The 14,037-nt window shown below is 67.3% G+C and carries 11 protein-coding genes and 3 pseudogenes; 8 read left to right on the forward strand and 6 right to left on the reverse strand.

The features are described 5' to 3' along the window. Nucleotides 1–165: 165 nt before the first annotated feature. The 4 genes from Q0379_RS18320 to Q0379_RS18335 form a co-directional block, all read right to left on the reverse strand. Nucleotides 166–726: a TRAP transporter small permease gene (locus Q0379_RS18320; RefSeq protein ID WP_299014904.1), complete on the reverse strand. Its 561-nt coding sequence runs from the start codon at nucleotides 724–726 to the stop codon at nucleotides 166–168. A 59-nt stretch (nucleotides 727–785) separates the two neighbouring features. Beyond that, entirely contained in the window at nucleotides 786–2,633 is a 1,848-nt protein-coding gene (gene dctP / locus Q0379_RS18325) for a TRAP transporter substrate-binding protein DctP (protein WP_299014906.1), read from the reverse strand. A 287-nt stretch (nucleotides 2,634–2,920) separates the two neighbouring features. Next, nucleotides 2,921–3,697, reverse strand: a complete 777-nt coding sequence (locus Q0379_RS18330) for a hypothetical protein (protein ID WP_299014909.1) — start codon at nucleotides 3,695–3,697, stop codon at nucleotides 2,921–2,923. 81 nt (nucleotides 3,698–3,778) lie between these two features. Continuing rightward, a complete protein-coding gene (locus Q0379_RS18335) occupies nucleotides 3,779–4,306 on the reverse strand; it encodes a GNAT family N-acetyltransferase (protein ID WP_299014912.1) in 528 nt (175 codons plus the stop codon). A gap of 110 nt (nucleotides 4,307–4,416) precedes the next feature. Here Q0379_RS18335 and Q0379_RS18340 point away from each other — a divergent pair, with 110 nt between their 5' ends. Further along, nucleotides 4,417–4,947, forward strand: coding sequence for a class I SAM-dependent methyltransferase (locus tag Q0379_RS18340; RefSeq protein ID WP_066730199.1), 531 nt, complete (start codon nucleotides 4,417–4,419; stop codon nucleotides 4,945–4,947). On the opposite strand, the gene Q0379_RS18345 is transcribed toward Q0379_RS18340, so the two are convergent. Continuing rightward, nucleotides 4,944–6,155, reverse strand: a complete 1,212-nt coding sequence (locus Q0379_RS18345; RefSeq protein WP_299014927.1) for a YihY/virulence factor BrkB family protein — start codon at nucleotides 6,153–6,155, stop codon at nucleotides 4,944–4,946. The genes Q0379_RS18340 and Q0379_RS18345 overlap by 4 nt on opposite strands. Before the next feature lie 107 nt (nucleotides 6,156–6,262). On the opposite strand from Q0379_RS18345, the gene Q0379_RS18350 reads away from it, so the two are divergent. Continuing rightward, nucleotides 6,263–7,030 (forward strand): MOSC N-terminal beta barrel domain-containing protein, encoded by a 768-nt coding sequence (locus Q0379_RS18350; RefSeq protein WP_299014929.1) that lies wholly within the window; start codon nucleotides 6,263–6,265, stop codon nucleotides 7,028–7,030. Nucleotides 7,031–7,147: 117 nt separating this feature from the next. Here Q0379_RS18350 and Q0379_RS18355 read toward each other — a convergent pair. Further along, nucleotides 7,148–7,276: pseudogene (locus tag Q0379_RS18355) on the reverse strand (type II toxin-antitoxin system ParD family antitoxin); the annotation flags it as partial. A gap of 108 nt (nucleotides 7,277–7,384) precedes the next feature. Between Q0379_RS18355 and prmC the strand changes: the two are divergent. The 6 genes and pseudogenes from prmC to clpB all read left to right on the forward strand — a co-directional run. Next, nucleotides 7,385–8,254 (forward strand): peptide chain release factor N(5)-glutamine methyltransferase, encoded by an 870-nt coding sequence (gene prmC, locus Q0379_RS18360; protein ID WP_299014931.1) that lies wholly within the window; start codon nucleotides 7,385–7,387, stop codon nucleotides 8,252–8,254. 73 nt (nucleotides 8,255–8,327) lie between these two features. Beyond that, a pseudogene (locus Q0379_RS18365) lies at nucleotides 8,328–8,504 on the forward strand (hypothetical protein); the annotation flags it as partial. Continuing rightward, nucleotides 8,501–9,538: a DUF4167 domain-containing protein gene (locus tag Q0379_RS18370; RefSeq protein ID WP_299014933.1), complete on the forward strand. Its 1,038-nt coding sequence runs from the start codon at nucleotides 8,501–8,503 to the stop codon at nucleotides 9,536–9,538. The pseudogene Q0379_RS18365 and the gene Q0379_RS18370, both read left to right, overlap by 4 nt. Nucleotides 9,539–9,670: 132 nt before the next feature. Beyond that, nucleotides 9,671–10,261 carry a DUF4893 domain-containing protein gene (locus Q0379_RS18375; RefSeq protein WP_299014935.1) on the forward strand — a complete coding sequence of 197 codons (591 nt, stop codon included), beginning with the start codon at nucleotides 9,671–9,673 and terminating at the stop codon, nucleotides 10,259–10,261. Between the two features lie 116 nt (nucleotides 10,262–10,377). Next, on the forward strand, nucleotides 10,378–11,148 hold the full coding sequence (locus Q0379_RS18380; RefSeq protein ID WP_299014938.1) for a M48 family metallopeptidase: 771 nt from the start codon (nucleotides 10,378–10,380) through the stop codon (nucleotides 11,146–11,148). A gap of 96 nt (nucleotides 11,149–11,244) precedes the next feature. Next, nucleotides 11,245–13,413, forward strand: a pseudogene (clpB, locus tag Q0379_RS18385) (ATP-dependent chaperone ClpB); the annotation flags it as partial. Nucleotides 13,414–14,037: the final 624 nt, after the last annotated feature.

A 14,037-nucleotide genomic window follows, 5' to 3' on the forward strand; every position in this document is an offset into this window, starting at 1 on the left:
GCCGTCATCGAGAACGCGAGGCCGAGGTTGTCGCGGATCAGCCAGACGCCGATCGCCCCGAGCGAGAGCAGCACGAGGCCGATGTGCATGCCCAGCATCACGAGAACCACGAGGGCCGCGATGAGCACGAAGCCGATGACAATGGGGTCCATGTCCGCTCGCCCGTCAGGTTGAGGAAACGGGCTTGCGCAGGAGCGCCAGCTCCTGCACGGCCTGCATCAGGAAAACGAGCGCCGCCAGCACCGATCCCGACAGGATGATCGCGCGGATCGGCCAGGTGACGATGGTGAAGACGCCGCGCACGCCGAAGAACTCATTGCCCGTGTAGGCGGTGACGAGCGGCTTCCATGTCGCGTAGGCGATGCCGAGCATCACCGCCATGCCGACGAGCAGGAAGAAGGCTTCGATGAGCCGCGCCACCACGGGCGTGCGCTTGTGGAGAATCTCGATCAGGAAATCGGCGCGCGTCATGCGCCGGGCATGGACCGCCGCCGCCAGTTGCAGGAACACGATCGCCACGATCGAATGCGCCGCGATCTCCGCGACGCCGGTGATCGGCATCGAGAGGAAGCTGCGTCCGACCACGTCGGCGACGATCAGGAACATCAGGAGAAAGGTCCAGACCGTCCCGATGGCGGCCACGAGGCTCGCGAAGTGGCCGAGCGGATCGCCCGGCGCCTGCTGGCCGCCGCTTTCAATGGCGGCGAGATCGGAATTCTCGGACATGCGCAATCCTGCTGTCAGGCGAAAAGGCCCCTCCCGGCGGAGAGGCCAGGGAGCAAGGCTCAGGCTTCGTTGTCCCAGGCGCGGGGCGGCGAGGCCCCGGAATCGCGCAGGGTGGCGAAATAGGCCTTCAGCACGCCGCGCGACGCCGGACCGGAGGAATCGGCCCAGATCTTGGCGATGTTCGGCAGGCCCTTGATCCAGCGCTCGCGATCGGCCGTCGGCAGGGTCGAGACAATCGCGCCCTTCGAGACCATTTCGGCTTCCGAGGAGGCGATCCGGCTCGCGACATCCTTGGTATGCGCGGCGGTGGACGCCTTGCCGGCGGCGCGGATCGCGTCCTGCACCGGCTTGGGGAACTTCTCCATCCGCTCCTTGTTGACGCCGATGCCGCCGACATACATCGCGCCCAGATCGACCTTGGTGATGTATTTGGCGACCTCGTAGACCCGCGTCGGCAGGATGCCGACGAAAAACGAGAGCGCGCCTTCCGAAACACCGGTCTGGATATCGGTGTAATAGGTCGTCAGCGCGCCATCGACCGGGGTCGCGCCGGTGCCGGTCAGCCAGTTGGCGGAGGTGCCGGGCGCGTTGATCTTGCGGTTCCTGAGATCGTCCAGCGACTTGATGGGGAAGTTCGTCCAGAGGTGATAGCTGTCCGTGATGAAGGACGAGACCGGCACGATGTTGAGCTTGGACCAGTTGTCGGCGATCGCCGGAATCGTCGTGTTCATGTGCTCGAAGGCGCGGGCCACGAGGCCGTGATCACCGCCGGAAAAGGGCGTGAAGTAGGTCACGTTCTGGAGGGGCATGGTCGAGCCTTCCCAGAGGGTGCCGACGAAGCCGACATCGACGAGGTTGTCGCGCACGGCCTTCATCGCCGAGGCCAGCTGGGCCAGCGCCGCGTTCAGGTTCTCGCGCAGCTCCGTGTAGTCGGCGGGGAAGTCCCGCGCCAGGCGCACGGTCAGGTCGCCCTCGGCCAGCCGCGCCGCGACGGCGGTGACGTCCGAGACCACCCGACGCTGGACCTCGGCCGCCGCGCGTTCGGCTTCCGCCCGCTTCTGGGCTTCCGCGGTCGCCTGGTCGCGCATGGCCGCGGTTTCGGCCTCGAGGCGGTCGCGGTCCAGCGCGGCCTGGCGGAACACGGCCAGGGCGCGAGCCATCTCGCCCGTTTCGTTGGCCAGGTCGGCGAACGGGACGGGGCTGTCCTTGTCGCCCTCGGCCAGGCCGCTCATCCGCTGGGTCAGGGTCATGATGGGCCGGGTGATCGTCCGGCCCAGAAGGGCGGCGCCGACGCCGACGATCAGCACGAGCACGAGCCCGATGGCGACCTGCTCCAGGGCCTCCTTGCCGATCGCGGTGTCGATGTCGTCCACATAGACGCCAGACCCGACGATCCAGCCCCAGGCCGGCATCAGCGCCACGTAAGAGATCTTCGGCTGCGGCTGATCATGGCCGGGCTTGGGCCACATGTAGTTCACGAAGCCGCGGCCGTTCGCCTTGGCGACCTTGGTCATTTCGGAGAACAGCGCCTTGCCCTTCGGGTCGCGGTTCGCGGACACGTCCTTGCCGTCCAGCGCGGGCTTCATCGGGTGCATCACCATCTTGGTCTCAAGCGTGGTGATCCAGAAATATTCCTGTCCGCCGTAGCGCATCGCCTTCACGGCGCCGATCGCGGCGGCCTTGGCCTCGGCCTCGGTCATGCGTCCAGCTTGGGACTCGGCGTAATAGTGGTCGATGACCGACACGGCCGTCTCGACCTGACTGCGCGTCTTGAGCGCGATGTCGTCGTGCATCGTGCCGGACAGGTTCAGCAGCCCGACGCCGATCGCGATCGCCAGGCCAATACCTGAAAACAGCACCACCAGGCGCAGGCGCGCCATGATGGATAGATTGCGCAGCCTCAACATGACTATTGCCTTCATACGAAGAGCGCGCCGTTGCATCTCTTCGATGAGGCATCAGATATTATAGGTATTAACTCCAATATAACTGGCCTTTACCTGGACAAAATGTCGCGGGTGGAGATGTTCGGAATCTCTGGACTCGCGCTTGTCCTGGGCCTTCATTTTATTTGTCTGACTTTTGGTAGCGGAAGCAATGCGATCAGTTCGCACATACTCCGTAACCAAGGCTGGTGACCTTAGGTCAACGTCGGACGCAGGGACGCTGGACCCCGCGGCGGGTCGCCCAGAGCTCACCAGAGCAGCGTCTTAACCCAAGTCGATCCATCCGGCGCGGGCGAGACGACCTTGACCACCACCTGGCTGTCCTTGGCCAGCCAGAAACGCGCTGGCGGCCATTCGGGATGGTTGTAGTCGGTGGTGACCACCCAGCAATCGACCTTGCCGCCGGCCGAGCTGGCCAGGGTCTCAGAGCCCGCGACCTTGAACAGGTAGGGCGCCGGCGCGTCGCCGCCGGGGTGGTGGAAGACGATCCGCGCCTCGTAGCCCTTCGCCAGCGGCAGGGCCTGCAGGGTCTCCATGTCGGTCTCGAAATTGAAGGCCGGCTGGGGCGAAGCCATGTCGTAGGCGGCCTGGGCGTTGCCGGCCAGGTCCTTCAGGCCGACGATCCGATCGGGCTTGAAGTCGAAGCCCTCGACCTTGGTCTGGCCGTCCTTGCCGGTGGTGCTGCGCTGGTGGGTGAACGGCCGGAAGGTCCCGAGTTCGAACCACGAGTCGAGCTGCTTGACCGTTCCCGGCGCCGCGCCGTCCCAGTGCTGGACGATGTGCAGCCGCTTCACGCCCGAGGCGTCCGGCTCGATGCGGATCTGGCGGGTCCAGACGTCCAGCGGCGTGATCGTGTCGCCGACCTGGCGATAGCGCAGATAGCGGTGCGTGGCGGGCTTGATCTTGTCGAAGCGGGCGAGGGGCTGGCCGAGCGGCACGAGCGTCGGCGCGGCCCAGGCCGGAGCCGAGGCGACGAGAAGGACGGCGACCGCGGCGCCGGTGGCCGCATGGAACGGAAGACGCATCGAAGACCCCTGATCGGAAAGCGACCGCATGTGATCGCGCCGCGCCGCGAGGAGCTACTTAAGCTTCGGTAATGCGGTCGCTTAGAGCGCCTTCTCCAGCACCACGAACGCCAGGTCGTCGCGCTGGGGCTGGCCGAACCGCTCGTCGCCGTAGGGGAAGGGTTGGGTCTCGCCGGTCAGCTGGTAGCCGCGACGCTGGTACCAGGCGATCAGCGTGTCGCGGACGGAGATGACGGTCATCCGCATGCGCCGGCCGCCTTTAGCCCTCGCATGCGCCTCGCAGGCCTCCAGCATGGCGCGGCCAATGCCGCCGTCCTGGCGCAGCGGCGAGACGGTGACCATGCCGACGTACCAGGCCTCGCCGTCGGTGGGCTCCAGCCAGGCGCAGGCGTAAGGCTTGGCGGCGGCGTCGTCGCGGAAGGTCAGGATGGTCGCGCCGGGCTTGGCGGCGAGGTCGGCGCGCAAGGTCGCCTCGTCCGTGCGCTGGCCGCCCAGAAGATAGCTCTCGCTGGTCCAGCCCTTGGCCGCCAGCTCGCCCCGATAGGCCGAGTTCACCAGGGCGACGATGTCGGCCAGTTCGCGGTCTTGATGGGGCGTGGGCAGAGGCATGGTGGTTCCGTACAGCGGGTGGGGCGTGGATAATTCGCGGAGCGGCGTTCTGTCGAATCGCTTAGCTTGAAGTCAGGTCCTGACTCTAGGATCAGGCTGGGGAGCGGGGCATGCCGGAACTTCTAATCGGTTGCGGCAATAGCCGCGACAAGCGTGTCGGCGATGCGTCCAATCCGGGTTGGAACGACCTGACCACGCTGGACATCGATCCGCACTCCGGCGCCGACGTCATCCACGACCTCAACATCCTGCCCTATCCGTTCTCAGACGACCATTTCGACGAAATCCACGCCTATGAGGTGCTGGAGCACACCGGCCAGCAGGGCGATTGGCGGTTCTTCCTGGCGCAGTTCAGCGAGTTCTGGCGCATCCTGAAGCACGGTGGCCTGCTATGCGCCACCTGTCCGTCGGTGACGTCTCGCTGGGCTTGGGGCGATCCGGGACATACGCGGGTGATCCAGCCCGAGACCCTGGTCTTCCTGCAGCAGCCTCGCTACGAGCAGGTCGGCCGCACCGCCATGACCGACTACCGCGCCTTCTACCAGGCCGACTTCGACCTGGCGTTCAGCGAGGACAATGGCGAGAGCTTCAAGTTCGCGCTGCGCGCCATCAAGCCCTCGCGGATCCAGCCGAAGGCTTAGCGTCCCCGGACGCGCTTCCACGCGCCGCCGGTCATCCGCTTGACGACGCCGGCCTCGCGGCGGATCAGCTCCCAGGGGTGGAAGGCCAGACCCACCGTGTCGGCCATGGCCGCGCCGCGCGCGCCCATCGGCTGCTCGGGGCCCGTGGTGGAGTCGACGGCGGTCTGGTGCTCGATCTCGGCGTTCAGCTCGGCGCCGATCAGGATCGCCATGATCGAGAACCACACCCAGACCATGAAGGCGATGATCGCGCCCAGCGGGCCGTAGGTGGCGTCGAAATGGGCGACGCGGTTGACGTAGGTCGAAAAGCCCAGCGAGCCGACCAGCCAGCCCGCCGAGGCCGTCGTCGCCCCGATCCAGACCCAGCGCCACCGCGCCTGGGCGCGGCTGGGGGCGAAGCGGTAGAGCACGGCGAAGGCCGCCGCCGTCATGACCATCACCATCAGCCAGCGGATCGGGGCCCAATAGACCTCCAGGGCCGACAGCCGCGCGGCCTTCAGCAGCCACGGCGTGACGATCAGCACGGCCGAGACCGCCGCCGCATAGACCAGGGCGCAGAAGGTGAAGGCGTAGCTCAGCAGGGTGCGCCGGACGATGTGGCGCTTCTCCGCCTCGTCATAGGCGATGTTGAGGCCCTCGAAGAGGTTGCGCATGCTGGCGTTGGCGCTCCAGATCGACAGCAGCAGCGAAAAGCCGAAGGCCACGCCCAGCTTGGTCTCGCCCTGGCTGGCCAGGCGCAGCATCTGCTCACCGACGATCTTGACGACGGACGGGGGGAAGACGCCGGCCATGTCGCGCAGCTGCTGCTCGACCGTGCGCACGTCGGCGAACAGGCCATACAGCGAGACGAAGGCGCCGATCGCCGGGATCAGGGCCAGCAGGGTGTAGAAGGTCACGCCGCCCGCCACGGCCGGCAGGCGGTCGACGCTGATCTCGCGCCAGGTGCGCCAGACGATGTCGCGCCAGCCCAGCAGCGGGATATGGACCGGATGATGCGCGGCGCGGCCCCGCCGGGGCTCGGCCGCCTCGAAGTCGTGCGGCGGCATGGCGCGGTCCTCGGACAAGCCGGGCGGATCGACCAGCTGGGTCTCCGGCCGCTTGCGGGGCAGGGCGAACGGCGCGGCCGCCAGCAGCACGATCCACGGCGCCAGGTGATAGGGCCGCGACTTCAGCCAGGACAGGATTGGACGCAGCTTGGCGTCGCTCATGAAGCGCCCTCCAGAGTTGCAAGAACCCCGACCGTCCGCGCTGCGTTCCGAGCGGCGCTTCCGGCAAGCCTTGCCATGGGCCGAGTCGAGCCGGATGTTGCCCGGCCATGAACGCCACGATCGCCTCGCTCTACCGCCACCCCGTCAAGGGCTTCACGCCCGAGCGGCTGACGTCCGCTTTGCTGGAGGCGGGGGCGTGCTTTCCGTGCGACCGGCTGTACGCGGTCGAGGATGGTCCCAGCGGTTTCGATCCGGCCGCGCCCGATCACATCTCGAAGATGAAGTTCACGGTGCTGGCCAAGATCCCCGCGGTCGCCCGCGTCCGCACCGCCTATGACCAGGCCAGCGGGGTGCTCTCCGCCCGCGCCGAGGGCCATCCCGACTTCGCCGGGGACCTGCGCGCATCGGCCGGACGCGCCGGCTTCGAGGCCTGGCTGGCGGGCTTTCTGGGCGAGGAGGCTTCAGGGCCCCTGAAGGTGATCGAAGGCCCGGGCGCGCACCGGTTCATGGACAGCAAGTCGGGCTTCGTCTCCATCGTGAACCTCGCCAGCGTGCGCGACCTGTCCCAGCGCCTCGGCCGAGACCTCGATCCGCTGCGGTTCCGCGCCAACCTCTACGTCGAAGGCTGGCCGGCCTGGGTCGAGAACGACTGGACGGGCCGGACCCTGACGATCGGCGACGCGACCGCCGAGGTCCTCAAGCCCATCGTCCGCTGCGCCGCCACCCACGTCGATCCCGACACGGGCGAGCGCGACGCCGATCTCGTCAAGGCGCTGTTCGACCACTACGGCCACATGTTCTGCGGCATCTACCTGACCGTGACGCAGGGCGGGACGGTGAGGGAGGGCGATGGGGTTCTTCTGGCCCAACAGTAACCGTCATCCCGCGCTTCATGCGCGGGACCCATGGTTCAGTCTACACGTGAAGAGTCGCCTCGCTCCGCCCGTGCGGCGGATAAATGGGTCCCGCGAACAAGTCGCGGGATGACGGGCTTACTTTGATCCTGAGTGGCGTGCGTTTAACTCGGCGATGAACGCGTCGAAATCGAAGTCCTCGACGAAGCCGCTTTCCTCGCCCTCTTTCAGCTCGGCCCTCAACTTAGCCAGCTTCGCTTCGTGTTCAGCGCCCTCGCGAGTCTGATCCATTTTCATCCTCCGCGTATCCAAGATAGCTCATCCGAGCTTCAAACACACCTCGCCTCCCGGCCGCCGACACGCTACATCCTCGCCATGACCCAGACCCTCGTCAAAGCCTGGACCGCCGCCAAGGATCGCCTGAAGGACGCCGGCATCGATCAGCCCTCGATCGACGCGCGCCTGATGCTGGAGGTCGCCGCCGGCGTCACGCGCACCGAGATCGTCACCGATCCCTATCGCGAGCTGACCGCCGAGCAGGCCGCGACGCTTGACGCCTATCTGACCCGCCGCGCCCGCCGCGAGCCGGTCAGCCACATCATCGGCCGCAAGGGCTTCTGGAAGATCCTGCTGCAGGTGAACAAGAACGTGCTGACCCCGCGTCCCGAGACCGAGGTCATCGTCGACGAGGTGCTGAAGGCCTTCCCCGAGGCCATGCCGTTCTCGATGCTGGACCTGGGGGTCGGCTCGGGCACGATCCTGCTGGCGGTGCTGGCCGAGCGCCCGGCCGCCAAGGGCCTGGGCGTGGACGCCTCCAGCGAGGCCCTGGCCGTGGCGCGCGACAACGCCGCCAACCTGGACCTCAACAATCGCGCGGCCTTCCTGCACGGCGACTGGACGGCGGGCCTCTCCGACGCCAGCTTCGACCTCGTGGTCTCCAATCCGCCCTACATCCCGACGGCGGTGATCGAGACCCTCGAGCCGGAAGTGCGCGACCACGAACCGCGTCTGGCCCTGGACGGCGGCGAGGACGGCCTGGAGGCCTACCGCCTGCTGGCGCCGGAGATCCTGCGGGTGCTGAAGCCCGGCGGCATGTTCGCCGTCGAGATCGGCTACGACCAGTCCAAGGCCGTTGAAGCCCTGTTCAACGCCGCGGGCGCGCAGCAGGTTCGGACCATCAAGGACCTGTCCACGCACGACCGTGTGGTGACCGGGGTGAAAAATCCCTTGGAAACCGGGGCGTGAACCGCTAGACGAGTCCTGTCTCCTTCCAGATCGCCGGGTGATGGGAAAAGCGAGCGCTTAAGGCGCTGGCGAGGCTCCCCCGGCAGGCGCGCCCGGTCCGCCGGTCGCCGCGCCGCAAAGAGCAGGGCGGGGGCTCTACGGAAACCAGTGTCTCTGACATCGACGAGGGGTCGACCCGCCTAGAGACCAGCAAGGCCGGATGCGCCAGCTCAAGACTGACCTCCCCGGACAGGTTCAGAAGAGAACATGAGAGATTTCAAGGGCATGAAGCGCCAGCGGGGCCGCAACAATCGTGGCGGCAACGGCGGCAAGCCTCAGCAGCACAACGCCAACCGCGCGTTCGATTCGAACGGTCCGGAAGGCGTGAAGGTGCGCGGCGCGGCCCAGAGCGTCTACGAGAAGTACCAGCAGCTGGCCCGGGACGCCTCGTCGTCCGGCGACCGGGTGCTGGCGGAAAACTATCTCCAGCACGCCGAGCACTATTTCCGCGTTCTGCGCGCGATCCAGCCGAATCGTCCGGTGGCCGACATCGTCGGCAAGGACGTCTACGCCGCCTACGAGATCGACTTCGAGGCCGAGCCGCCGGAGGAGCCGGAAGTCGCCGAGACGCCGGCCGAGGGCCAGGCCCAGGGCGAAGGCGCCGAGGGCGAGGGCGGCGAGCAACGCCGCGACCGCTTCGAAGGCCGCGATCGGAACCGCGATCGTGACCGCGACCGCAACCGCGACGACCGCAACCGCGATGGCGAAGGCCGCCGCGACCGTTGGCGCGACCGCGACGACCGTGATCGTGACCGCAGCCGCGACGACCGTCCCCGTGATGATCGTCCGCGCGACGATCGCCCCCGGGATGATCGTCCTCGCGAAGATCGCTTCCGCGACCGCGATGATCGTCCGCGCGAAGACCGCGCCGCCGAGGGCGAACAGCCGCAAGGCGAGGGCGAGTACCGCGAAGGCCGCCGCCGCCGCGATCGCAATCGCGATCGCGACCGCGATTGGCAGCCGCGCGGCGAGCGCGATCCGATGGCCGTGATCGAGCCGGAAGCCTCGCCCCTGACCGCCGAAGCGCCGGCCAGCGAGGGCTCGCCCCTGCTGCGCGGCCAGGACGGCGCCGTCAGCCACGCCCCGGCCTTCCTCGGCCGCAAGACCGAACGCGCCGAACCCGCGCCGGCGCCCGAAGCGTCGGCCGAAGGCGAAGAGGTCAAGAAGCCCCGCCGCCGCCGCGCCCCGCGCAGCTTCGAGGCGGGCGAGGGCGCCCCGGCCGAGGGCGGCTCCGACGAGGGCTGATCCTTCGGGTCAGTCGCCTGACGACGTGTGAAAGGGGGCCGCGAAAGCGGCTCCCTTTTTCGTTGGGCGACGCCGTCGAACTTCCGCCGCCGCGTGGCGTTAGCCTGGGTCGTCCACCTCCAGGAGCCACCCATGCGCTTCGTTGCCGCGCTCGCTCTTTCGATACTGGCCGCCGGTCCCGCCTCGGCGGCTTCCGGCGACTGGCGTTCCGACGCCGACCGGGCGGACATCCGCCGGGTGGAGCGGCTGGACGAGGCCTGGAACGCGGCGTTGTCGGAAGCGCGGGCTCAGGGCCACGGCCGGGAGCTGACGCGTCTGGGCGCGCTGGCCGATCCTCGCGTCTCGCTGCCGCGCCCGCAGCCGACGCCGGGCGCCTATCGCTGCCGCACGATCAAGCTGGGTTCGCAGAACGGCGGACCCGGCCTCGTCGCCTATGGCTGGTTCCGCTGCCGGGTGGCGCTGACGCCGGGCGGCGACCTCGTGCTGGAGAAGGTCACCGGCTCGCAGCGCCAGGCCGGCCATCTCTATCCCGAGGCCTCGCGTCGCCTGGTGTTCCTGGGCGCGGTGGCCTGGGGAAGCGGCGAGGGCCGCGCCCAGTACGGCCGGGATCGCGAGCGCGACCAGGTCGGCGTCTTCGAGCGCATCGGGACCGGCCGCTATCGCCTGGCGCTGCCGTGGCCGCGCCAGGAGTCGAAACTCGACCTGCTGGAGCTACGGCGATGATCGGCGCGCCGCGCGACGAGATGACAATTCGGTAAGGTCGCGGCGGGGTCGGTTGCGCGCGGTCCTCACGCCGGAGATAAGCTTATGTCGTGTTGGAAACATTTCTCGCCGAGCCCATGGCCCTCATCCGCCGTCTGACCCTGCCGCTGCTCCTGGCCGCCGCGACCGCGCTGGGCGGCTGCGCCTATAACGCCGACCTCGGCCGGGATCAGTTGCTGATCGTCAAGGACGACAACCTGGCCGCCGAGGGCGAGAAGGCTTGGGCCGACACGCTGCGCACGGCCTACATCTCCAAGGAGCCCCGCAAGAACGAGCGGGTGCGCGCCGTCGGCCAGCGGGTGATCGAGGCGGCGGGCCTGTCGAACCGTCCCTGGGACTACGCGGTGTTTCTGGACGAGGCGCCGAACGCCTTCGTCCTCCCCGGCGGCCACGTCGGGGTGACGGTGGGCCTGCTGGCCATGGTCCAGAACGACGACCAGCTGGCGGCGGTCATCGGCCACGAGGCCGGCCACGTCGTCGCCCACCACGCGGCCGAGCGCGCCTCGCAGCAGACCACGGCCAAGGTGCTGCTGGGCATCGCCGGCGCGGCGGCGGGGAGCAGCGATTTCGGCAAGCTCCTGAAGGACCACGGCGACGAGGCGGCCAAGTACGGCGTGCTCTTGCCCTTCTCACGAAAGCAGGAGCTGGAAGCCGACCGCCTGGGCGTCGACTTCATGCAGCGGGCCGGCTACCGCCCCCGCGAGGCCGTGAAGCTGTGGGAGAACATGCAGGCCATGGACGAGGCCAAGGGCGCCGCGGGCGCCCAGGGCGATCTGGGCTCGACCCACCCGTCCGACGCGGTGCGGATCCAGGCCCTGGAACGATATCTGGCGAGCCGAGGCTGGTAGACCTTGTGTGGCCGATCAGCCACACCTAAATCCCGCTCAGGACGCGTTGTGCTTGATCAAGGCGACGCGTCCCGATCCGCCTAGGAAGGGGACATTATGAACATCGATCTCTACTCTGACCGCGCCAAGCAGGCCGTTCAGTCGGCCCAGAGCCTGGCCCTCGCGCGAGGCCATCAACAGTTCGCGCCCGAACACATTCTGAAGGTCCTGCTCGAGGAAAAGGACGGCCTGAGCCGCGCCCTGATCCAGAGCGCCGGCGGCCGCCCCGACCAGCTGGACGGCGGCGTCGAGACCCTGCTGGCCAAGACGCCGCGCGTCGATGGCGCCGGCGGCCAGCTCTACATGAAGCCCGACACCGCCCGCGTCTTCGCCGAGGCCGAGAAGGCCGCCAAGACGGCCGGCGACGCCTTCGTCACCACCGAGCGCCTGCTGATCGCCATCGCCAAGGAAGGCGGCGAGGCGGCCAAGCTGTTCAAGGAGGCCGGGACCTCGGCCCAGGCCCTGGAGACGGCCGCCAACGCCATCCGCAAGGGCCGCACCGCCGACAGCGCCAACGCCGAGGAAGGCTATGAAGCGCTCAAGCGCTACGCCCGCGACCTGACGGCGGCGGCGCGCGACGGCAAGCTGGACCCCGTGATTGGCCGCGACGAGGAAATCCGCCGCACGATCCAGGTCCTGTCGCGCCGCACCAAGAACAACCCCGTCCTGATCGGCGAGCCTGGCGTCGGCAAGACCGCCATCGTCGAGGGCCTGGCCCTGCGCATCGTCAACGGCGACGTGCCCGAGAGCCTGAAGGACAAGAAGCTCTTGTCGCTGGACATGGGCAGCCTGATCGCCGGCGCGAAGTACCGCGGCGAGTTCGAGGAGCGCCTGAAGGCCGTGCTGGCCGAGACCACGGCGGCCGAGGGCTCGATCATCCTGTTCATCGACGAGATGCACACCCTGGTCGGCGCCGGCAAGACCGACGGGGCCATGGACGCCTCCAACCTCTTGAAGCCCGCCCTGGCGCGCGGCGAGCTGCACTGCGTCGGCGCGACCACGCTCGACGAGTACCGCAAGCACGTCGAGAAGGACGCGGCCCTGGCCCGTCGCTTCCAGCCGGTGTTCGTGCAGGAGCCGACGGTCGAGGACACCATCTCGATCCTGCGCGGCCTGAAGGAGAAGTACGAGGTCCACCACGGCGTGCGGATCAGCGACAGCGCCATCGTCGCCGCCGCGACCCTGAGCAACCGCTACATCGCCGACCGCTTCTTGCCGGACAAGGCCATCGACCTCGTGGACGAGGCCTCCAGCCGCGTGCGCATGCAGATCGACTCCAAGCCCGAGGAGCTGGACGAGATCGACCGGCGCCTGGTGCAGCTGAAGATCGAGCGCGAGGCCCTCTCGAAGGAAACCGACGCCGCCTCCAAACAGCGCCTGGAGAACCTGGAGGTCGAGATCGACGACCTGCAGTTCCGCAGCGACGAGATGACCGCCAAGTGGAAGGCCGAGAAGGAAAAGGTCGGCGGCGCGGCGCAAGCCCGTGAAGCCCTCGACCGCCTGCGCGCCGACCTCGCCAACGCCCAGCGCGCCGGCGACTTCGCCCGCGCCGGCCAGATCCAGTACGGCGAGATCCCGGCGCTCGAAAAGCGCCTGGCCGAGGCCGAGGAAAGCGACACCCAGGCCTTGACCCCTGAAGTCGTCGACGCCGAGCAGATCGCCGCCGTCGTCAGCCGCTGGACCGGCGTGCCCGTCGAGAAGATGCTCGAGGGCGAGCGCGAGAAGCTGCTGAAGATGGAGGACGAACTGCGCGGTCGCGTGGTCGGCCAGGACGAGGCGCTGGAAGCCGTCTCCGACGCCGTCCGCCGGGCCCGCGCCGGCCTGCAGGATCCGTCCAAGCCGATCGGCTCTTTCCTGTTCCTGGGCCCGACGGGCGTGGGCAAGACCGAGCTGACCAAGAGCCTGGCCGAGTTCCTGTTCGCCGACGAGGCGGCCATCACCCGGATGGACATGTCCGAGTACATGGAAAAGCACTCGGTCAGCCGCCTGATCGGCGCGCCTCCCGGCTATGTCGGCTACGACGAGGGCGGGGCGCTGACGGAGGCCGTCCGCCGCCGTCCGTACCAGGTCGTGCTGTTCGACGAGATCGAGAAGGCCCACCCGGACGTCTTCAACGTGCTGCTGCAGGTGCTGGACGACGGCCGCCTGACCGACGGCCAGGGCCGCACGGTGGACTTCCGCAACACCGTGGTCGTGATGACCTCGAACCTCGGTTCGCAGATGATCCAGCAGATGGCGGGAAGCGACTACGGCGTCGTGAAGGTGGCGGTGATGGCGGAGGTGGTGGCGGTGGAGGAACAACTTTAGGAATATCCCTTCCGATTTTTTGTGCGATACCTACAGAATAAAAAAGGTTGTCTCTCAACACATCTTTAGTAAGGGTAAAACGATATTGAGATTGTACTAAAACATAAGTGTTGCTGCTGAAGTTAGCCTGCAAGCCTAAACCTGCTGGAACATAAGCACCAAACTCTTTACCATACAATCCACCACCGATACCGGTAGTAAGGAACATATTGAAAACACTTTCTTCTTTCAGCGCTTTAATATTTATGCTTGGTTCAACTTCAATACCGATTTTGTTGGTACCTGGCGTATAAATACCTCTGTCTTCAGCCTCGTAATCATGAAACATCAGACTTGCTTTTGCAGACAAGTCAACTTTTGGTGCAATCAACCTCCAATATGAAAGTGAAAAACCAAGATCCAGTTCTCTCAGACCAGTCAGTGTTTTAGGACCGCTGTTATCTTTCCAAACGCGAGGGGTTTTTACATCGAGGGCATTCAGGTGGATTCCAACCAAACTCCTCTTTTGAAAGGAGCTTTTATCTGGGCAACCTGGGTCCACGT

Origin of the sequence: uncultured Caulobacter sp. (genome assembly GCF_937900395.1) — a bacterium.
Lineage (GTDB): Bacteria > Pseudomonadota > Alphaproteobacteria > Caulobacterales > Caulobacteraceae > Caulobacter.